Source organism: Streptomyces sp. NBC_00667, from assembly GCF_036226825.1.
Taxonomy (GTDB): Bacteria; Actinomycetota; Actinomycetes; order Streptomycetales; family Streptomycetaceae; genus Streptomyces.
In genome coordinates this window covers 2,746,806-2,767,103 of record NZ_CP109022.1, presented here as the reverse complement: position 1 = coordinate 2,767,103, position 20,298 = coordinate 2,746,806, and the positions used below count along the sequence as shown (strand labels likewise).

Below are 20,298 nucleotides of genomic sequence, written 5' to 3'. Positions count from 1 at the left end.
CGCAGCTTAGGACGGGGCACTGACAACGGGCAGGTACGGGAGGGCGGAGGGCAGGCCGAGGTCCGAGGGGAGCAGGGCGCCGACCCAGCAGTCCCGGGCGGTGCCGGCCCGTAGGAGGCCGGCCCGCAGGAGCCCCTCGAAGCGGAAGCCCACCTTCTCCGCGACGGCCCGCGAGCCGGAGTTGCCGGCCTCGGCGCGCCATTCGAGCCGGGCGGCGCCGACCTCGGTGAAGGTCCAGCGGGCGACGGCGAGCAGGGCCTCGGCCATGTAGCCGCGGCCGCGGTGCTCCTTGGCGGTCCAGTAGCCGACCTCGTACCCGCCCGGCCCCCGTACGTGGACGCCGACGGCCGCGACCAGCGGGCCCCGGGCGCCGAGGCGGACGGCGAAGGTGTACGCCGTGTCGTCGCGCCAGCCGTCCGGGACCATCTCGCGGACGAAGCTGCGGGCGTGTTCGCGCGCGTACGGGGAGGGCACGAGGGTCCAGCGCTGGATGTCCGCATCCTGCGCGGCGGCGTACACCTCGTCCTCGTCGGCGGGGGTGAAGGGCCGCAGATCGAGGCGCTCCGTGGTCAAGGTGGTGGGCTCCATGAACGGATTCTGCTGCGGCGGCACGCCGTGGGCGAACAGTTTTCGCCCACACCGGCACCTTCCGTGCCCCCCGTACGTTCTCATTCCGGGCGCCCGCGCCCTGCGGATAGTGCGGACCTCCCGACGTGACCGCGTCCTCGCTTACGATGGCCGTTGCGGTGGGGCCCACCCTCCGTGCCCGTGTACGAACCAGTGCCAGGCCCGACCGGCAAGGAGACAAACCTCGGTGTCCGTCTTCAACAAGCTCATGCGTGCAGGCGAAGGCAAGATCCTGCGCAAACTGCACCGCATCGCGGACCAGGTCAACTCCATCGAAGAGGACTTCGTCAACCTCTCCGACGCCGAGTTGCGGGCGCTCACGGACGAGTACAAGCAGCGCTACCAGGACGGCGAGAGCCTGGACGACCTGCTGCCCGAGGCCTTCGCGACCGTTCGCGAGGCGGCCAAGCGCGTCCTCGGCCAGCGGCACTACGACGTCCAGATCATGGGCGGCGCGGCGCTGCACCTCGGTTACGTCGCCGAGATGAAGACCGGTGAGGGCAAGACCCTCGTCGGCACGCTCCCGGCGTACCTGAACGCGCTGTCCGGCAAGGGCGTCCACCTGATCACGGTGAACGACTACCTCGCCGAGCGCGACTCCGAGCTGATGGGCCGGGTGCACAAGTTCCTCGGCCTCGAAGTCGGCTGCATCCTGGCGAACATGTCGCCGGCCCAGCGCCGCGAGCAGTACAACGCCGACATCACGTACGGCACGAACAACGAGTTCGGCTTCGACTACCTGCGCGACAACATGGCGTGGTCGAAGGACGAGCTGGTGCAGCGCGGCCACAACTTCGCCGTGGTCGACGAGGTCGACTCCATCCTGGTCGACGAGGCCCGTACGCCGCTGATCATCTCCGGCCCGGCCGACCAGGCGACGAAGTGGTACGCCGACTTCGCCAAGCTCGTCACCCGCCTGACCAAGGGCGAGCCGGGCAACCCGCTCAAGGGCATCGAGGAGACCGGCGACTACGAGGTCGACGAGAAGAAGCGCACCGTCGCCATCCACGAGGCGGGCGTGGCGAAGGTCGAGGACTGGCTCGGCATCGACAACCTCTACGAGTCGGTGAACACCCCGCTCGTCGGCTACCTGAACAACGCCATCAAGGCGAAGGAACTGTTCAAGATCGACAAGGACTACGTCGTCATCGACGGCGAAGTCATGATCGTCGACGAGCACACCGGCCGCATCCTCGCCGGCCGCCGCTACAACGAGGGCATGCACCAGGCGATCGAGGCGAAGGAAGGGGTGGACATCAAGGACGAGAACCAGACGCTCGCCACGATCACCCTGCAGAACTTCTTCCGCCTCTACACCAAGCTGTCCGGTATGACCGGTACGGCCATGACCGAGGCCGCCGAGTTCCACCAGATCTACAAGCTCGGTGTCGTCCCGATCCCGACCAACCGCGCGATGGTCCGCAAGGACCAGCCCGACCTGATCTACCGGACCGAGGTCGCGAAGTTCGCCGCCGTCGTCGACGACATCGCGGAGAAGCACGAGAAGGGCCAGCCGATCCTCGTCGGCACGACGTCGGTCGAGAAGTCCGAGTACCTCTCCCGCCAGCTCTCCAAGCGCGGCATCCCGCACGAGGTGCTGAACGCGAAGCAGCACGAGCGCGAGGCCTCGATCGTCGCCCAGGCCGGCCGCCGCGGCGCGGTCACGGTCGCCACGAACATGGCCGGCCGCGGTACCGACATCAAGCTCGGCGGCAACCCCGACGACCTCGCCGAGGCGGAGCTGCGCCAGCGCGGCCTGGACCCGGAGGAGCACATCGAGGAGTGGGCGCACGCCCTTCCCGAGGCGCTCCAGCGGGCCGAGGCGGCGGTGAAGGCGGAGTTCGAGGAGGTCAAGGAGCTCGGCGGGCTGTACGTGCTGGGCACCGAGCGGCACGAGTCGCGCCGCATCGACAACCAGCTGCGCGGCCGCTCCGGCCGCCAGGGCGACCCGGGCGAGTCCCGGTTCTACCTCTCGCTGGGCGACGACCTCATGCGCCTGTTCAAGGCGCAGATGGTCGAGCGGGTCATGGCGATGGCGAACGTGCCGGACGACGTCCCGATCGAGAACAAGATGGTGACGCGCGCGATCGCGTCGGCCCAGTCGCAGGTCGAGACCCAGAACTTCGAGACGCGCAAGAACGTCCTCAAGTACGACGAGGTCCTCAACAACCAGCGCGAGGTCATCTACCGCGAGCGCCGGCGCGTCCTGGAGGGCGAGGACCTCCAGGAGCAGGTCCGCCACATGATGGACGACACCATCGACGCGTACATCGCGGCGGAGACGGTGGAGGGCTTCGCGGAGGAGTGGGACCTGGACCGGTTGTGGAGCGCCTTCCGGCAGCTGTACCCGGTGAAGGTCACCGTGGAGGAGCTGGAGGAGGCCGCGGGGGACCGGGCGGGCATCACGGCCGAGTTCATCGCGGAGTCCGTCAAGGACGACATCCACGAGCAGTACGCGGAGCGCGAGAAGGCGCTCGGCTCGGACATCATGCGCGAGCTGGAGCGGCGCGTGGTGCTGTCGGTGCTGGACCGCAAGTGGCGTGAGCACCTGTACGAGATGGACTACCTGCAGGAGGGCATCGGCCTGCGGGCGATGGCCCAGAAGGACCCGCTGGTCGAGTACCAGCGCGAGGGCTTCGACATGTTCAACGCCATGCAGGAGGGCATCAAGGAGGAGTCCGTCGGCTACCTGTTCAACCTGGAGGTTCAGGTGGAGCAGCACGTCGAGGAGCTTCCGGTACAGGACACCGTGCCGGCGCCGGCGAAGCCGGAGATCCGGGCGAAGGGACTGGACGCCCCGCAGCGGCCGGACCGGCTGCACTTCTCGGCGCCCACGGTGGACGGGGAGGGCGGGGTGGTCGAGGGCGACTTCGACGCCGACGCCGATGCGGAGGGTGACGAGGCGGGGGTCGGGATGACGCGGGCCGAGCGGAGGCGGGCGCAGAAGGCGTCCGGCGGACGGCGTCGCAAGAAGTAATTCCGCTGTCGGCTCGCCGCCGGGGCCGGACACCGTTGTACGGGTGTCCGGCCCCGGCGGCGTTTGCGGTGCGGCGCCGTTGCGGGGCTGGACTTCGGCCGGCTGGATCTGCCCGTCAGAAGCGGGGGTCGTGGATTTCGATCGCGGCGCAGCGCCAGCGGAGGTCCGGGCCCTGTTCCAGGCGGAAGGCCATGGCGCAGACGCGGTCGCCCGTGGCGATGCGGGCGAAGGCTTCGATGACGCCCGGGCCCGGGTAGAAGCGGCCGCAGTGGCGCAGCACCGGGGTGAGGCGGTCGCGGAGGGGGCCCGCCGGGGCCAGGGTGACCAGTTGCTCGTACGCGGGGCCGACCGTGAGGCCCAGGAGCGAGTGGACCGGGCGGCGGCCGCTGAGGACCGCCAGCAGGCGTTCCGCGAACCAGTCGTGCGGGCCGCGCGGACGGCGGCGGGCGCCGGGGGCCTGCGGGTCGCGGCGGCCCGGCGGGCGGGTGGTGGTCCTGGTCCTGGTCATGGCGGTCGTCCCCGAGAAGGCCGGGCCCGGTCCTCGCGGATGCCGGGCGGTCACTAGGTACGGGCAGACTCTGGTAGCCGATCGTCACGCTGCGCAACGGGGTGGACACCGGACCCGGAACGGCGGCCGGTTCACCTATCAGGGGCGCCTCTCGGGGCGCCTCCGGCGGCGGCCCGGCCGCCGGGTTCCCGGGCCGTGGCGCCGGGTGGACGCGGCCCCGGCGGGCGATCGCGCCCGAAGGGGTACAGGAGTCGTCCCCCGGTCGGACGCGCAGGGCGGCGCCCGCCGTATCCTGAGGGGGTTTTCCGACTAACGAAAGCGGCCGGCCATGCGCGTGTACGTCCCCCTGACCCTCTCCGGGCTCGCCGAGGTGTACAAGGCCGGCGAGCTGGGCCCGGCGCCGCTGCGTGCGTACGCCGTCACGCCCGGGCTGCGCGAATGGTACGTCTCCGACGACATCGAGGAGCTGGAGTACGCCGCCCTCAGCCGGGCCGCCGAGGCCTCGCTGCGGCTGCTCGCCGCCGACCCGGCCGCCCCGCGCAAGCGCGTCGTCGTGGCGGTCGACGTCGACGACAAGGCCGCCTCCGCCGTTCCCGGCCTGGACGAGGCCACCCTCGGGCAGGTCAGCCTGGCCGACCCGGTACGGCTGACCGTCGCCGCCGCCGTACACGTCGACGCCGATGACGCGCTGGCCGACGTCGAGGCGGCCGCCGGGGCCGTGGAGGCCGCCGACCGGGGGGACGACGACGCCCGCTTCACCGTGGACGGCGCCGAGGACCACGAACTGCTGTGGTTCGGCGTCCAGGAGATCCCGGGGCTGCTCCCGTGAGCCGGCCGAACGCGCACCCGCACCTCGTGTGGGACTGGAACGGCACCCTGCTGCACGACGTGGACGCCGTCCTGACCGCCACCAACGCCTCGTTCGCCGAGTTCGGCTTCGCGCCGATCACCCTGGAGACGTACCGCGAGCTGTACGTCGTCCCGGTCACGAAGTTCTACGAGCGGCTGATGGGCCGTATGCCCACGGAAGCCGAGTGGCTCGTCATGGACGAGACCTTCCACCGGCACTACTGGTCCGCGGCGGACGCCGTCGGGCTCGCCGCGGGCGCGATGGAGCTGCTCCAGGAGTGGGAGGGGGCGGGTGCCACCCAGTCCCTGCTGTCGCTCGCGCCCCACGAGAAGCTGGTGCCGCTGGTACGCACCCTCGGCATAGAGCGGCACTTCCTGCGCGTCGACGGGCGTACCGGGCCCTCGCACACCACCAAGGCGGGTCACCTCGTACGCCATCTGGCCGCGCTGGAGCCGGCAGGTGTGACCGCCGCCCGTACGGTGCTGATCGGTGACGCCGTGGACGACGCGCTCGCCGCCGCCCACGTGGGGGCGCAGGCGGTGCTGTACACGGGCGGTTCGCACAGCCGCCGCAGTCTGGAATCGGCCGGTGTCCCCGTCGTGGACACCCTCGCGGAGGCCGTGGCCACGGCCCGGGAACTGGCCGGATAACACCTTGCTCCGGGCCGCGTTCGGCGCTCTGCACGAACGCCGCCTCCCGTCGCTGTCCAGAGCGGCAAAAATGCACCCCCTGATTTGTACAGAAGCCGCTCGTGACGAGTCGGGGGTCAGGGGGGATAGCCTGGTACCCGTGATCAGCGCGATAACCATCGGGGGTCCTGATACCCCCGGCACGCGCCCGGCGCACGACCGTGCCCGGGCTTTCGCTGGTCCCCGCTTCCGGGACGTGCCGCCGATCATGGCCGATTCCCTCCCGGTGGCCTCTCTCGACGGCATAGCGTCGATCCCGAACGGACACCCCGCCTCGCGGCGCTATGTCATCCCTTCCTTCACCTACGTCACGCAATGGCGCGCGACAGGAGCCAGAGGACATGCAGACCAAGCTGGACGAAGCAAAGGCCGAGCTGCTCGCGCGGGCGGCACGGGTAGCTGAGAACAGCCCGGCCGGGGGGCTACTTCCGACTGGGTCCGACCAAGGGGAGCGGCCCGATCCGGGCACGACGCTCGCCTACCTCCAGCGGTACTACCTGCACACCGCCCCCGAGGACCTGCTGGACCGGGATCCGGTCGACGTGTTCGGGGCCGCGCTCTCCCACTACCGGCTGGCCGAGCAGCGCCCGCAGGGCAAGGCGATGGTGCGCGTGCACACCCCCACGGTCGAGGAGAACGGCTGGACCTCCAGCCACTCGGTCGTGGAGGTCGTCACCGACGACATGCCGTTCCTCGTGGACAGCGTCACCAACGAGCTCTCGCGCCAGGGCCGCGGCATCCACGTCGTGATCCACCCGCAGGTCGTCGTCCGCCGTGACCTGACCGGCAAGCTCATCGAGATCCTCGGCCCGGACTGCGACGCCCACGGCCCCAAGACCGCGCGCCCCCACGACTCCCTCGTCGAGTCCTGGATCCACGTCGAGATCGACCGCGAGACCGACCGCGCCGACCTCAAGCAGATCACCGGCGACCTCCAGCGCGTCCTGTCCGACGTGCGCGAGGCCGTCGAGGACTGGGAGAAGATGCGCGACGCGGCGCTGCGCATCGCCGACGAGCTGCCCAGCGAGCCGACCGCGCCCGACCTGCGCGAGTACGAGCTCGAAGAGGCCCGTGAGCTGCTGCGCTGGCTCGCCGACGACCACTTCACCTTCCTGGGCTACCGCGAGTACAACCTGGTCGACGACGACGCGCTGGCCGCCGTGCCGGGCACCGGTCTCGGCATCCTGCGCTCCGACCCGGTCCACCACGGCCAGGAGGACGCGCACCCCGTCTCGCCCTCCTTCAACCGGCTGCCGGCCGACGCGCGCGCCAAGGCCCGCGAGCACCGGCTGCTGGTGCTGACCAAGGCCAACAGCCGCGCCACCGTGCACCGTCCCTCGTACCTCGACTACGTGGGCGTCAAGAAGTTCGACGCCGACGGCAACGTCGTCGGCGAGCGCCGCTTCCTCGGCCTGTTCTCCTCCGCCGCGTACACGGAGTCGGTGCGCCGCGTTCCGGTGATCCGCCGCAGGGTCGCCGAGGTCCTCGAAGGCGCCGGGTTCTCGCCCAACAGCCACGACGGCCGCGACCTGCTCCAGATCCTGGAGACCTACCCGCGCGACGAGCTGTTCCAGACCCCGGTCGACAAGCTCCGCGAGATCGTCACCTCGGTCCTGTACCTGCAAGAACGCCGCCGGCTGCGGCTGTACCTGCGCCAGGACGAGTACGGGCGCTACTACTCGGCGCTGGTGTACCTGCCGCGCGACCGGTACACCACCGGGGTCCGGCTGCGCCTGATCGCGATCCTCCAGGAGGAGCTGAACGGCACCAGCGTCGACTTCACCGCCTGGAACACCGAGTCGATCCTCTCCCGCATCCACTTCGTCGTCCGCGTCCCGCAGGGCACGGAGCTGCCCGCACTGACCGACGCCGACGTCGAGCGCATCGAGGCCCGCCTGGTGGAGGCCGCCCGCTCCTGGGCGGACGCCTTCGGTGAGGCGCTGATCGCGGAGACCGGCGAGGAGCGCGCGGCGGAACTGCTGCGCCGCTACGGGAACTCCTTCCCCGAGGGCTACAAGGCCGACCACTCGCCGCGCTCCGCCGTGGCCGACCTGGTCCGCCTGGAGCGGCTGTCCGAGAGCGGCCGGGAGTTCGACCTCTCCCTGTACGAACCGGTCGGCGCCGGCCCCGGCGAGCGCCGCTTCAAGATCTACCGCCACGGCGAGCAGGTCTCCCTGTCCGCCGTGCTCCCGGTGCTCCAGCGCCTGGGCGTCGAGGTCACCGACGAGCGCCCGTACGAGCTGCGGTGCAGCGACCGCACCCAGGCCTGGATCTACGACTTCGGTCTGCGGCTGCCCGTCCCGTCGGGCAACGGCGAAACCCACCTCGGTGACGACGCCCGCGAGCGTTTCCAGGACGCCTTCGCGGCGGTCTGGCAGGGCCAGGCGGAGAACGACAACTTCAACTCCCTGGTACTGAGCGCCGGGCTCACCTGGCGGCAGGCCGTGGTGCTGCGCGCGTACGCCAAGTACCTGCGCCAGGCCGGCTCCACGTTCAGCCAGGACTACATGGAGGACACCCTCCGCAACAACGTCCACACCACCCGGCTGCTGGTCTCGCTCTTCGAGGCGCGGATGTCCCCGGCCCGGCAGACCGCCGGCACCGAGCTCGTCGACGCGATGCTGGAGGAGCTGGACGGAGCCCTGGACCAGGTCGCCTCGCTGGACGAGGACCGCATCCTGCGCTCCTTCCTGACCCTCATCAAGGCGACGCTGCGCACCAACTTCTTCCAGTCGAACGACGCGGGCGAGCCGCACGCGTACGTGTCGATGAAGTTCGACCCGCAGGCCATCCCGGACCTGCCGGCGCCGCGCCCGGCCTTCGAGATCTGGGTGTACTCCCCGCGCGTCGAGGGCGTCCACCTGCGCTTCGGCAAGGTCGCCCGAGGCGGCCTGCGCTGGTCCGACCGGCGTGAGGACTTCCGTACGGAGGTCCTCGGCCTGGTCAAGGCGCAGATGGTCAAGAACACCGTGATCGTGCCGGTCGGCGCGAAGGGCGGCTTCGTCGCGAAGAACCTGCCGGACCCGTCGGTGGACCGGGACGCGTGGCTCGCCGAGGGCATCGCCTCCTACAAGATCTTCATCTCGGCGCTGCTCGACATCACCGACAACATGGTCGCCGGTGAGGTCGTGCCGCCCAAGGGCGTGGTCCGCCACGACGAGGACGACACGTACCTCGTCGTCGCCGCCGACAAGGGCACCGCGACCTTCTCCGACATCGCCAACGGGGTCGCGCAGGCCTACGGTTTCTGGCTGGGCGACGCGTTCGCGTCGGGCGGCAGCGCCGGCTACGACCACAAGGGCATGGGCATCACCGCCCGCGGCGCCTGGGAGTCGGTGAAGCGGCACTTCCGCGAACTGGGCCACGACACCCAGAGCGAGGACTTCACGGTCGTCGGCGTCGGTGACATGTCGGGTGACGTCTTCGGCAACGGCATGCTGCTCTCCGAGCACATCCGCCTGGTCGCCGCCTTCGACCACCGGCACATCTTCCTCGACCCGACCCCGGACGCGGCGACCTCGTACGCCGAGCGCCGGCGCCTGTTCGACCTGCCGCGTTCCTCGTGGGCGGACTACGACACCGCGCTGCTCTCGGCGGGCGGCGGCGTCCACCCGCGTTCGGCGAAGTCCATCCCGGTCAACGCGCACGTCCGCGAGGCCCTCGGGATCGAGGCCGGCGTCACCAAGATGACCCCGGCCGACCTGATGAAGGCGATCCTGCAGGCCCCCGTGGACCTGCTGTGGAACGGCGGCATCGGTACGTACGTCAAGGCGACGGCCGAGACGCACGCCGACGTCGGCGACAAGGCCAACGACGCCATCCGCGTCAACGGCGCCGACGTGCGCGCCAAGGTCATCGGCGAGGGCGGCAACCTGGGCCTGACCCAGCTCGGCCGCATCGAGTTCGCCCGCGTCGGGGCCGGCGGCGAAGGCGGCAAGGTCAACACCGACGCCATCGACAACAGCGCCGGCGTGGACACCTCCGACCACGAGGTGAACATCAAGATCCTGCTCAACTCGGTCGTCGCGGACGGCGACATGACCGTCAAGCAGCGCAACGCGCTGCTCGCCGAGATGACCGACGAGGTCGGCGGTCTGGTGCTGCGCAACAACTACGCGCAGAACGTGGCCCTGGCCAACGCCGTCGCCCAGGCCCCCAGCCTGCTCCACGCCCAGCAGCGCTTCATGCGCCGCCTGGGCCGCGAGGGACTGCTGGACCGCGCGCTGGAGTTCCTGCCCAACGACCGGCAGATCCGCGAGCTGCTGAACAACGGCAAGGGCCTGACCCAGCCGGAGCTGGCCGTCCTGTTCGCCTACACCAAGATCACGGTGGCGGACGAGCTGATCCACACGGTGCTGCCGGACGACCCGTACCTGCGCCGCCTGCTGCACGCCTACTTCCCGGCCCCGCTGCGCGAGAAGTTCGGCGAGCAGATCGACGCGCACGCGCTGCGCCGGGAGATCATCACCACCCTCCTGGTCAACGACACCGTCAACACCGGCGGTTCGACGTTCCTGCACCGCCTGCGCGAGGAGACCGGGGCCGCCACGGAGGAGATCGTCCGGGCGCAGCTCGCGGCCCGCGAGATCTTCGGCATGGCCGAGGTCTGGGACGCGGTCGAGGCGCTGGACAACAAGGTCGCGGCCAGTGTCCAGACCCGGGTGCGGCTGCACTCGCGGCGTCTGGTCGAGCGCGGCACCCGCTGGCTGCTCAACAACCGGCCGCAGCCGCTGGAGATCACCGGGACCATCGAGCTGTTCCGCGACCGGGTGACCCAGGTCTGGGCGGAACTGCCCAAGCTGGTGCGCGGCGCCGACCTGGACTGGTACCAGTCGATCATGGACGAGCTGACCGGTGAGGGCGTGCCGCAGGAGCTGGCGGCCAAGGTGGCCGGCTTCTCGTCCGCCTTCCCGACGCTCGACATCGTCGCGATCGCCGACCGCACGGGCGTCGACCCGCTGGACGTCGCCGAGGTCTACTACGACCTCGCCGACCGTCTGGACATCACCCAGCTGATGGACCGGATCATCGAGCTGCCGCGGGCCGACCGCTGGCAGTCCATGGCCCGCGCCTCCATCCGCGAGGACCTGTTCGCGGCGCACTCGGCGCTGACCGCCGACGTACTGGCGGCCGGCGACGGCGAGGCCACTCCCGAGGAACGCTTCAAGGCGTGGGAGGAGCGCAACGCGGCGATCATCGGCCGGGCGCGGACGACCCTGGACGAGATCCGCGGGTCGGACGACTTCGACCTGGCGAACCTGTCCGTCGCGATGCGGACGATGCGTTCGCTGCTGCGCTCGCACGGCTGACGGTGGTGAACGAGCGGCCCCGGGACTCCTGTCCCGGGGCCGCTCGCTTCGTGGTGCGCGGTGCGGTGCGCGGTGGTGCGCGTCGCGTGGCGCGCGGTGCGGGCGTTCTCAGCCGGCCCGGCTGAACGCCTCGTACGCGTCGCAGACCTCGTCGGCGGGGCCGTCCATGCGCAGGACGCCCGACTCCAGCCAGATCGCCCGGTCGCAGGTCTCGCGGACCGTGCCGATGCCGTGGCTGACGAGGAAGACGGTGCCGGCGCTCTCGCGCAGCTCCTCGATGCGGTCCTGGCTGCGGCGCTGGAAGGCGGCGTCACCGGTGGCCAGCGCCTCGTCGATCATCAGGACGTCGTGGTCCTTGGCCGCGGCGATGGAGAAGCGCAGCCGTGCGCCCATGCCGGAGGAGTAGGTGCGCATGGGCAGGGAGATGAAGTCGCCCTTCTCGTTGATCCCGGAGAAGTCGACGATGTCCTGGTAGCGCTCGTGGATCTGCTGCTTGGTCATGCCCATCGCGAGGCCGCCGAGCACGACGTTGCGTTCGCCGGTCAGGTCGTTCATCAGGGCGGCGTTCACCCCGAGGAGGGACGGCTGGCCTTGTGAGTAGACGCGGCCGCGGGCCACCGGCTGGAGTCCGGCGATCGCCTTGAGCAGGGTGGACTTGCCCGAGCCGTTGGAGCCGATGAGGCCGATCGCCTCGCCCTTGTACGCGGTGAAGCTGACGCCCTTGACGGCGTGCACCTCGCGGACGCCGGGGGCGGGCTTGCGGGAGATGATCCGGCTCAGGGCGGCGGTCGCGCCGCCCTTGCGGGTGCCGGTGCCGTACACCTTGTAGACGACGTGGACGTCGTCCGCGATGACGGTGGGGACGCGGATGGCGGTGTCAGCCACGGCCGTACTCCTCCTCTGCCTTCCAGAAGAAGACGAAGCCGCCGATGCCGGCGATCAGGGCCCAGCCGACGGCGGTCAGCCAGACGTGGGGCGGAAGCGAATGCGCCGCGAAGCTGTCGATCAGTGCGAAGCGCATCAGGTCGATGTAGACGGCCGCCGGGTTGAGCTGGAGGGCCGTGGTCACCCAGTGCGGCAGGTGGTCCGACTTGAGCGTCGACTCGATGGACCACATCACGCCGGACGAGTACATCCAGGTGCGCAGGATGAACGGCATCAGCTGGCTGACGTCCGGGTTCTTGCTGCCGATGCGTGCCATGGCCATGGCACAGCCCGCGCAGAAGACGGCGGCCAGCAGCAGCACCGGCACCACCAGGAGCCAGGAGGGGGCCGGCATCTGGCCGAAGGCGAGCAGCAGGATGACCAGGGCGCCCATGGTGACCAGCAGCTGCTGGAAGAGCTGGATGACGGTCGACAGGGGCAGGGCCGCGCGGGGGAAGTGCAGGGCGCGCACCAGACCGAGGTTGCTGTGGACGGCGCGGGTGCCCGCGTTGATGGAGCTCCCGATGAAGTCCCACACGAACACGCCGGTGATCAGGAACGGGATGTAGTCCGCGACGCGGTTCCCGGCGTTCATGATCACGCCGAAGATGAAGTAGTAGACGGCCGCGTTGAGCAGCGGGGTGGCCAGGTGCCAGACCTGGCCGAGGCGGGCCGCGCTGTACGTGGCCTGCATGCGGGCGGTGGCGTACGCCGTCACGAAGTGGCGGCGCTCCCACAGCTGCGCGACGTAGCGGGGGAGGGAGGGGCGGGCGCCGCTGAGGGTCAGGCCGTGGGCGGCGGCCAGCGCTTCGGGCGTCACGGCCTGCGCCGTCGCGGGCGGCGGTGCGGTCACGGGGGGCACGGTCACGGTCACTGGGTCGCTTTCGACGGGGACTCGCCGGACTTCGGACTACCGACGGGACGGTTACGTATCGTCGTGACGCCGAGAGTAGGCGCCTCCGCGTTGAGACGCAACCGTATCGTCGTGACGGACCGGTGGCGGCGTGCGCCGTTATGCTCTGTCCCATGACCACCGAGCCCGCCGCCCCCGCCACCGAGCCCGCCGCCCCCGCCCGCCGCGCACCCGCCGGGGCCGCCCTCCTGCGCGAGGACGTGACCCGGGCGATCCGGACGGCGGTCCTGGAGGAGCTCGCCACGGTCGGTTTCGCCCGGATGTCGATCGAGGGCATCGCGCGGCGGGCGGGCGTCGGCAAGACGGCCGTCTACCGGCGCTGGAAGTCCAAGCTCCACCTCGTGCTGGACCTGGTCGGCGCCTTCGCGGCCGACGGGCTCCCGGTACCGGCGACCGGCTCGCTGTACGGGGACGTACGGGCCCTGCTGGAGGTCACGTCCCACGTGCTGCGCCACCCCGTGGCGTCGGCGGTGATCCCCGACCTCCTGGTGGAGGCCGCGCGCCACCCCGAGATCGCCGACGCGGTGCGCGGCGCCCTGCTGGAGGGCGAGCGGAGCATGGCGCAGGGGATCGTCTCCGAGGCCGTCGCGCGCGGCGAGCTGGCGGCGGGCACGGATCCGGGCCGGGCGCTGGACCTGGCGATCGGCCCGCTGTACTGGCGGCAGGTCGTGGTGCGGGACAAGGTGCCGGCGGCCTATCTGGACCAGCTGGCGCGATCGGTGGTCGCGGGCCTCAAGGCCGCCGCCGAGTAGGGGTGCGACGGCGCTGCGGCGCTACGGCGTGACGGCGCTGAGGCGCTGCGGCCGGCGGGCGGCCGCCGGGCACATGGCCCGGCGTCCCCGCGTGCGGCGGCCGGTCACTTGACCGCCCCGGCCATCACCCCCGTCACGAACTGCCGCTGGAAGGCGAAGAAGACGACCAGCGGCACCACCATCGACAAGAACGCGCCCGGCGCGAGCACGTCGATGTTGTTGCCGAACTGCCGTACCTGCTGCTGGAGCGCCACGGTGACCGGCGGATGCGCGGAGTCCGCGAACACCAGCGCCACCAGCATGTCGTTCCACACCCACAGGAACTGGAAGATGCCGAGCGAGGCGATCGCAGGACCGCCCAGCGGCAGCACCACCCGGGTGAACAGCCGCAGTTCGCCCGCACCGTCCAGCCGTGCCGCCTCCAGCAGCTCGCGCGGGATCTCCGCGAAGAAGTTGCGCAGCAGGAACACCGCGAACGGCAGCCCGAAGGCGGTGTGGAACAGCACCACCCCGGCCGTGGTCTCGAACAGCCCGATCGCGCCGAACAGTTCCGACACCGGGATCAGTGCCACCTGTACGGGAACCACCAGCAGCGCGACGACGATCAGGAACAGCCAGTCCCGGCCGGGGAACTCCAGCCAGGCGAACGCGTACCCGGCGAACGCGCCGAGCGTGACGACGAGCAGGGTCGCCGGCACGGTGATCGCGACCGTGCTCAGCAGCGAACCGGTGATCGTCTCGTTGGACAGCAGGTCGGCGTAGTTGTCGGCCGTCAGCCGCGACGGCGCGCTCAGCACCTGCCACCAGCCGCCCTTGTTCAAGTCGGTGGGCGAAAGGAACGAGGAGATGAGCAGGCCCAGCGTGGGCAGAAGCCAGAACAGGCCCGCGAGGACGAGGAACACCCTCAGTGCTCCGCCGGCCAGCCGGCCGGCCAGGGCCTGCGGTGACCAGGACCGTGGTGCGGCGCTCATCGGCGGGCCTCCCGGCGCATCCGGCGGATGTTGTAGAGCATGACCGGCACCACCAGCACCAGCAGCAGCACGGCGATGGCGCTGCCCAGCCCCTGGTCGGCGTCCGTGCCGAAGGACGTGCGGTACAGCTGGAGCGCGAGCACGTTCGCGTCGTCCTGCACCGCGCCCGGCGCGATCACGAACACCAGGTCGAAGATCTTCATCACGTTGATGACGAGGGTGACCAGCACGACCGCGAGGACGGGCGCCAGCAGCGGCACGGTGATCCGGCGGAACACCTGCCACTCGTTCGCCCCGTCCACCCGCGCCGCCTCCAGCAGCTCGCGCGGTACGGACGCCAGCCCGGCCCCGATCAGCACCATCGCGAACCCGGCCCACATCCACACGTACGCCCCGATCACCGCCGGGGTCACCAGCGTCGGACCGAGCCATTGCACGCCCGAGTACGGTTCGCGGAAGTTCGACGCGGGCAGCCGCAGCCGCGCGCCGTCGGCCTTCGCGGACAGGGTGAAGGTGCCGTCCGGGCCGGCGGTCGCGCTGTCGACCACCCGGCCGTCCTTGACCGCCTCGATCCGCATGCCCGCCAGGGCCTGCTCGGTGGGGTCGACCGTGTTCGTGCGGCCCCCGCCGCCCCGGGTGAAGTCCTGCCAGACCGTCCCGGTGACCTTGCCGGGCTCACCGACCGGGGGCCGGGCCGTACGGGTGCCCTTCGGCAGGGCGTCCGGGGCCACCCCGACCAGCGGGACGGCCACGGCCGTGCCCGCCCGTACCGGGTCACGGGTCTCGAACGCGCCGCCCGGGGCCGCCACCAGCGGGGAGTCACGGCCCGGGCGGGCCTTCGGGAAGGCCGAGGACTGCGCGAACGTGTCGTGGACCCCGACCCACACGGCGTTCGCGACACCGCGGTCGGGGTCCTGGTCGTAGACGAGCCGGAAGATGATGCCCGCCGCCAGCATCGAGATCGCCATCGGCATGAACACCAGCAGCTTGAACGCCGTCCCCCAGCGCACCCGTTCGGTGAGCACCGCGAAGATCAGCCCGAGGGCGGTGGCGGTGGCCGGGGCCAGCACCACCCACAGCGCCGTGTTCCGCAGCGCCGTGCGGATCGTGCCGTCGCGCAGTATCTCCGCGTAGTTGGCGCCGCCCACGAAGGTGTCGCCCGAGCGGTCGAAGAGGCTGCGGTAGAGCGAGTAGCCGATGGGGTGCACGACGAGCGCGCCCAGCAGGACCAGCGCGGGGAGGAGGAACGCCGCCGCTATGAGACGGCGGCGCCTGGCCTCCCCCGCCCGTGAGACGTCGGGGGCGGCCACCGGGTCAGTTCCCGAACGCCTTGGCCGCGTCCGCCTCCAGCTTCGCCTGCGTGCCCGCCACGTCCGACGGGTTCGCCAGGAAGTCCTGGAGGTCCTTCCACTCACCGGCGCCCGGCGTTCCGCCGAAGGCCGCGGGGGCCTGGTCCGACATGTCGAAGCGGAAGTCGTCGCCCGCCGCGATCAGCGCCTTGGCGATGCCCCGCTGGATGTCGTTCGGGTACGCCGCCGGGTCCACCGACTTGTTCGGCGAGATGAAACCGCCCTCGCGGGCCTGGATCTCCGCCGCGTCCGCCGAAGCCAGGAAGGTCAGCAGCGCCTGCGCGCCCTTGGAGGCCTTGAGCGCGACGGCCACGTCACCGCCCGAGACCACGGGCGCCTTGCCGCTGCCGACCGCCGGGAACGGGAAGACGAGCGCGTCCTTGCCGACCTTCGCCTCCGTCTGGGCGATGTTCACCCCCACGAAGTCACCCTCGAAGACCATCGCGGCGGCCGGCCGGTCACCACCGGTGAAGGTCTGCGTCACCGACTTCGGGAACTCCGTCGCCAGCGCCCCGCTCTGGCCGCCCGCGAGGTAGTCCTTGCGGCCGAACAGCTCCGCGAGCGTCGTCAGCGCCTGCTTGACGCTGTCGTCCGTCCACTTGATCTCGTGCTTCGCCAGCTTGTCGTACTTCTCCGGGCCGGCCTGCGACAGGTAGACGTTCTCGAACCAGTCCGTCAGGGTCCAGCCGTCCGCACCGGCCACCGACACCGCCGGGGTGCCGGACGCGGAGAGGGTGTCCGCCGCCGCGATCAGGTCCTTCCACGTCTTCGGCGGCTGCACGCCCGCCGCCTCGAACGCCTTCGCGTTGTACCAGACCAGCGACTTGTTGGCCGCCTTGTAGTACACGCCGTACTGGGTGCCGTCGACCGCGCCCAGCCTCTTCCAGCCCTGCGAGTAGTTCTTCTCCAGCTCCGCCCTGGCCTCCGGGCCCACCGGCTGCGCCCACTTGTTCTGCACCGCCGAGACCAGCGCCCCGACCTGAGGGAGCAGCGCCACGTCCGGCGGCTGGCCGCCCGCGATCTTCGTACCGAGGAAGGTGACGATCGGGTCCTGGGCCGGGACGAAGGTGACGGTGGCGCCGGTGCGCTTCTCGAACTCCCTGAGGACCTTCGTGAAGTTGGCCTGCTCCGGGCCCGTCCAGACCGCCGCGACCTCCAGCTTCTCGCCGTTCAGCTGCGGTAGCGACACCCGCGGACTCGCGGAGGCCCCGGCCGCCGGGGGGTCCTCCTCGTCACCGCCGCCGCTGCCGCACGCGGTGAGCGCGAGCGCGCCCGTCGCGAGGAGGGCCGTCCAGGCGTACGCCCTCGTACGGCGTAATCCCTGGCGCTCCCCGTTGGCTCCCGTGTGGCCGGTTCCGTGCTGCCTGCGCATGGCTCTGCCCCCGATGCCGGTGTGCTCGTGGTGTGTTGCGTGCCACAAGGTCTACGCGGAGCGGAGCGCCCCCGCAATACCGCGTCACGGGGTTGAGGGGGCCGGGTGGGGGTGTGACGCCCGGTGCGGGGCGGGCTCAGGGGGCCGCCGGGAACAGCACGGGTATCGCGGAGACCAGGTGCGACGCCCGGTCCAGGGCACTGGCCAGCAGCGCCAGGTCCGTCGGGCCGTTGCCCAGCTCACGGACGGGGCGGCGGGCCGGTGGATCACCCATCCGTTCCCACTCCACCGGGACGACGGTCGGCCTGGACGTGGCGGTCCGGGGGATCCGGCCGGTGACGCGGCCGCCCTGGAAGGGGACCGTGCGGCCGTCGCCGTAGTGGAGCAGGCCCCGGCCGGGGCCCGGCTGGTCGGGGGCGTCGAGTTCGACCCGCAGGGTGGCGAGCCGGGCCGGGTCCGTGCCGGCGGTGCGGTCGGGGCGGGCGGTCGTGGCCACCAGGTGCACCCCGAGCCGGGCGCCCTCGCGGGCCAGCCCCTCCAGGATCCGGACCACCGAACCGGCCGCGGGACGGCCCGTACTGCCGAGTCCGGGCGCGACCAGCGCGTCGAAGTCGTCCACGAGGACCACCAGGCGCGGCAGGGGCCCGGGCCCGGCGGCCACTTCGGTACGGGGGGCGGAGGCGCGCAGCCGCAGGGTCCCGGTGCGCTGGGAGTCCTCGCCGCCGATCGTGCCCGAGGAGGCACTCCGGCCTTCCTGCGGCGCGGGCCGCCGGGGCGAGACCATCAGGTCGCGGACCTCGCGACGGGCGTGCCAGTCGGCGAACGTCACGCCGTCCAGCAGCTCGTGGCGGCGCTTGAGCTCGGCGCCCAGGGCCTGGGCGAACTCCCGCATCCGCAGCGGGTCGGAGGCCACGAGGTGCGCCGAGACGTGCGGGAGCTCGGTGCAGGGCAGCAGCCCCTCGCCGCGCTCGCCGCCGGCCCCGTCGATCAGCAGGAGGCCGAGCCGGTCGGGTCGGGCCGCGGCGCACAGGGAGGCCGCGACGGAACGCAGCAGTTCGGTACGGCCGCTGCCCGGCGGCCCCTCGATGAGCAGGTGCGGGCCGTCGTGGACCAGCTCCACGCCGACGGGGCCGCGCCGGCCGGCGCCGAGCACGACCTCGGCGAGACCGCCGTCGGTCTGTCCCTGCCCGGTGGCGGCCGCCCAGCGGGCCATCAGGGAGGCGGGGGTGGCCCGGGCCAGCCCGAGCTCGTCGAGCAGGCGGGAGGTCTGGGGCAGGCTGGCGGCGGCCGGACGGTAGCCGCCCGCGGCGACCGCCTCGGCGCGCAGGGGGGCCAGGGCGCGGGCGAACCGCTCCGCCCAGGCGGCGGAGACGGCGTCGGCGACGGCGGTCTCGCCCGGGCGGACGGGCTTGCCGCCGCTGACCGGGAAGGTCCGCACGGCGGTGGCGACCTCGCCGCTGAGGACGGCGACCGCCCCGCAGGCCCGGAAGGCGGGGGTGCTCGCGCAGGCGGCCTCGTACGTCTCGGCGAGCGGGCTCGTGGGCGTGGCGGCCGGGGCCTCGGCGAGCGCGAGGAGATGGACGCCGGCGGCGGGCCCGTGGGAGGCGAGCCGGGCGGTGACCTCCCGGAGGGCTCCGGTGCCGGGGTCGCCGTCCAGGACGACGAGGGTGTACGGGCCCTCGTACGCGGAAGCGGCCCGGCGGACGGCATCGGGCCCGGCGGTGGCCCAGCCGGCGCCGAGCGGGCTGTCGTCGAGGCGCCGGGTCAGCTCGCCGGTGCGGGCGGCGGCCTGCTCGCGGTCGTGGGCCAGCAGGAGGCGGCAGTGCTGGCCGTGGGCGGGGCGGACGTGCGGGAGCCAGCCGAGCCAGCTCCAGTCCGTGGTCCGGTCCATGGCGAGCAGCACGATCTCCAGCTGCGCCGGGGAGTGGAGGGCGGCGAGCTGGGCGATCACGGAGCGGGCCACGCCGGTGAGGCGGGGGCGGGGGCCGGCGATGCCGAGCGCCCCGGCCTCGCGCAGGTCGACGCGGCTGCCGGCGCCGAGCCCTACGTCGAGGGCGCCGGGCGGGCGGGACCAGAGCCGGCCGGTGGGCCCGAGGGCGGCGAGCAGCAGCGCGGCGGGGTCGTCGGCGGCGGGCGCCGCGGCGGCCGGTGCCCCGGCCTCGACGGCCACCTCGGCGATGTCCTCCCCGCGCACCCACTTCCGCGCCCAGGCCCCGATCCCCCGCCGTCGGCCGCCGCCGGCGGCGGGCCACACCGCAGCGGGCGCCCCCTCCTCGGGGGTCCCGCCCCCGGGCCGGCCACCGGCCGCCGGGTCGGGGGCGGGGGCACCGCCCTCCCGGCCCTGCGGGGGCCGGGCCGTGCCCGGGGCTTCGGGGTGCCGGGCGTACACCGGTCCGTGCGGCGCCTGCCGGCCCGCAGCGCCGACGGGCTCGGCCGGGGCCGACCATGCCGTCCTGGGCATGCGGTGCGCCGGCCGCCCCCTGCGGGACGTGCGGTGCGCGGGGCGCCGGAGTGCCGGGGCCGCCGTCGGCGGTACCGCCGTCCGGGGCGGGGTCGGCCCACGTGGGGCCGGGTCCGCCGGCGCGGCCCTGCGGGGGCTGCGGCGCGCGGGGCGCCGGGGCCCCGAACCCGTCCGAGCCGCTGCCCGTGGCCCCGTCCCGGGGGTGCCCGGGGTGCGACGCGCGCGGCGGAGCCATGGGTCCTCGGGGGGCTGGGGCGGCCCACGCGGGGGCACCGGGGCGGGCGGTTCCCGCGTGCTGCTCGGCGGTCGGCCACGCAGGACCCGCAGAGCCGTCCTGGGCGGGCGCGGGCTGCGGCGCACCGCCGTCCGGGGTGGGGTCGGCCCATGTGGGGCCGGGTCCGCCGGCGCGGGCCTGCGGGGGCTGCGGCGCGCGGGGCGCCGGGGCCCCGAACCCGTCTGAGCCGCTGCCCGTGGCGCCGTCCCGGGGGTGCCCGGCCGGGACGCCGGGGCGGGATCCTGCTGCGGGGTCGGGGCCAGGGCCCCCGTTCCGGGAAGCGGCGGGGTGGGGGACCAGCCCCTGCGGGCCACCCCGACCC

General features: G+C 72.6%; 13 protein-coding genes. 5 read left to right on the top strand and 8 right to left on the bottom strand.

Annotation, left to right across the window (positions count from 1 at the left end; genetic code table 11):
* Positions 1 to 6: 6 nt before the first annotated feature.
* Complete coding sequence (locus tag OHA81_RS12950; RefSeq protein ID WP_329195672.1) at positions 7 to 588, bottom strand: GNAT family N-acetyltransferase; 582 nt, start codon at positions 586 to 588, stop codon at positions 7 to 9.
* A 226-nt stretch (positions 589 to 814) separates the two neighbouring features.
* On the opposite strand from OHA81_RS12950, the gene secA reads away from it, so the two are divergent.
* Positions 815 to 3,604, top strand: a complete 2,790-nt coding sequence (gene secA, locus OHA81_RS12945; RefSeq protein WP_329195671.1) for a preprotein translocase subunit SecA — start codon at positions 815 to 817, stop codon at positions 3,602 to 3,604.
* 115 nt (positions 3,605 to 3,719) lie between these two features.
* Here secA and OHA81_RS12940 read toward each other — a convergent pair whose 3' ends face one another.
* Positions 3,720 to 4,112: an Rv3235 family protein gene (locus OHA81_RS12940; protein ID WP_329195669.1), complete on the bottom strand. Its 393-nt coding sequence runs from the start codon at positions 4,110 to 4,112 to the stop codon at positions 3,720 to 3,722.
* Between the two features lie 328 nt (positions 4,113 to 4,440).
* On the opposite strand from OHA81_RS12940, the gene OHA81_RS12935 reads away from it, so the two are divergent.
* The 3 genes from OHA81_RS12935 to OHA81_RS12925 all read left to right on the top strand — a co-directional run bounded on the left by OHA81_RS12935 (position 4,441) and on the right by OHA81_RS12925 (position 10,960).
* Positions 4,441 to 4,941 (top strand): DUF6912 family protein, encoded by a 501-nt coding sequence (locus OHA81_RS12935; protein WP_329195667.1) that lies wholly within the window; start codon positions 4,441 to 4,443, stop codon positions 4,939 to 4,941.
* Entirely contained in the window at positions 4,938 to 5,612 is a 675-nt protein-coding gene (locus OHA81_RS12930) for an HAD family hydrolase (protein WP_329195665.1), read from the top strand. The genes OHA81_RS12935 and OHA81_RS12930 overlap by 4 nt, the downstream gene beginning before the upstream one ends.
* 380 nt (positions 5,613 to 5,992) lie before the next feature.
* A complete protein-coding gene (locus OHA81_RS12925) occupies positions 5,993 to 10,960 on the top strand; it encodes an NAD-glutamate dehydrogenase (RefSeq protein ID WP_329195664.1) in 4,968 nt (1,655 codons plus the stop codon).
* 108 nt (positions 10,961 to 11,068) lie between these two features.
* On the opposite strand, the gene OHA81_RS12920 is transcribed toward OHA81_RS12925, so the two are convergent.
* Both OHA81_RS12920 and OHA81_RS12915 read right to left on the bottom strand, forming a co-directional pair.
* The gene (locus tag OHA81_RS12920) at positions 11,069 to 11,845 is read right to left on the bottom strand and encodes an ABC transporter ATP-binding protein (protein ID WP_329195663.1); all 777 of its coding nucleotides are present in this window, start codon (positions 11,843 to 11,845) and stop codon (positions 11,069 to 11,071) included.
* Entirely contained in the window at positions 11,838 to 12,737 is a 900-nt protein-coding gene (locus OHA81_RS12915) for an ABC transporter permease (protein WP_329195661.1), read from the bottom strand. The genes OHA81_RS12920 and OHA81_RS12915 overlap by 8 nt, the downstream gene beginning before the upstream one ends.
* Before the next feature lie 161 nt (positions 12,738 to 12,898).
* Between OHA81_RS12915 and OHA81_RS12910 the strand changes: the two genes are divergently transcribed.
* Positions 12,899 to 13,549, top strand: coding sequence for a TetR/AcrR family transcriptional regulator (locus tag OHA81_RS12910; protein WP_329195659.1), 651 nt, complete (start codon positions 12,899 to 12,901; stop codon positions 13,547 to 13,549).
* Between the two features lie 104 nt (positions 13,550 to 13,653).
* Here OHA81_RS12910 and OHA81_RS12905 read toward each other — a convergent pair whose 3' ends face one another.
* The 4 genes from OHA81_RS12905 to OHA81_RS12890 form a co-directional block, all read right to left on the bottom strand.
* Positions 13,654 to 14,520, bottom strand: a complete 867-nt coding sequence (locus OHA81_RS12905; protein WP_329195657.1) for a carbohydrate ABC transporter permease — start codon at positions 14,518 to 14,520, stop codon at positions 13,654 to 13,656.
* Positions 14,517 to 15,830 carry a carbohydrate ABC transporter permease gene (locus OHA81_RS12900; protein ID WP_329195655.1) on the bottom strand — a complete coding sequence of 438 codons (1,314 nt, stop codon included), beginning with the start codon at positions 15,828 to 15,830 and terminating at the stop codon, positions 14,517 to 14,519. Before OHA81_RS12900 ends, OHA81_RS12905 begins: the two co-directional genes overlap by 4 nt.
* Positions 15,831 to 15,834: 4 nt before the next feature.
* Positions 15,835 to 17,241 carry an ABC transporter substrate-binding protein gene (locus OHA81_RS12895; protein ID WP_329195653.1) on the bottom strand — a complete coding sequence of 469 codons (1,407 nt, stop codon included), beginning with the start codon at positions 17,239 to 17,241 and terminating at the stop codon, positions 15,835 to 15,837.
* A 136-nt stretch (positions 17,242 to 17,377) separates the two neighbouring features.
* Entirely contained in the window at positions 17,378 to 19,702 is a 2,325-nt protein-coding gene (locus OHA81_RS12890) for an FtsK/SpoIIIE domain-containing protein (protein ID WP_329195651.1), read from the bottom strand.
* Between the last annotated feature and the right edge of the window lie 596 nt (positions 19,703 to 20,298).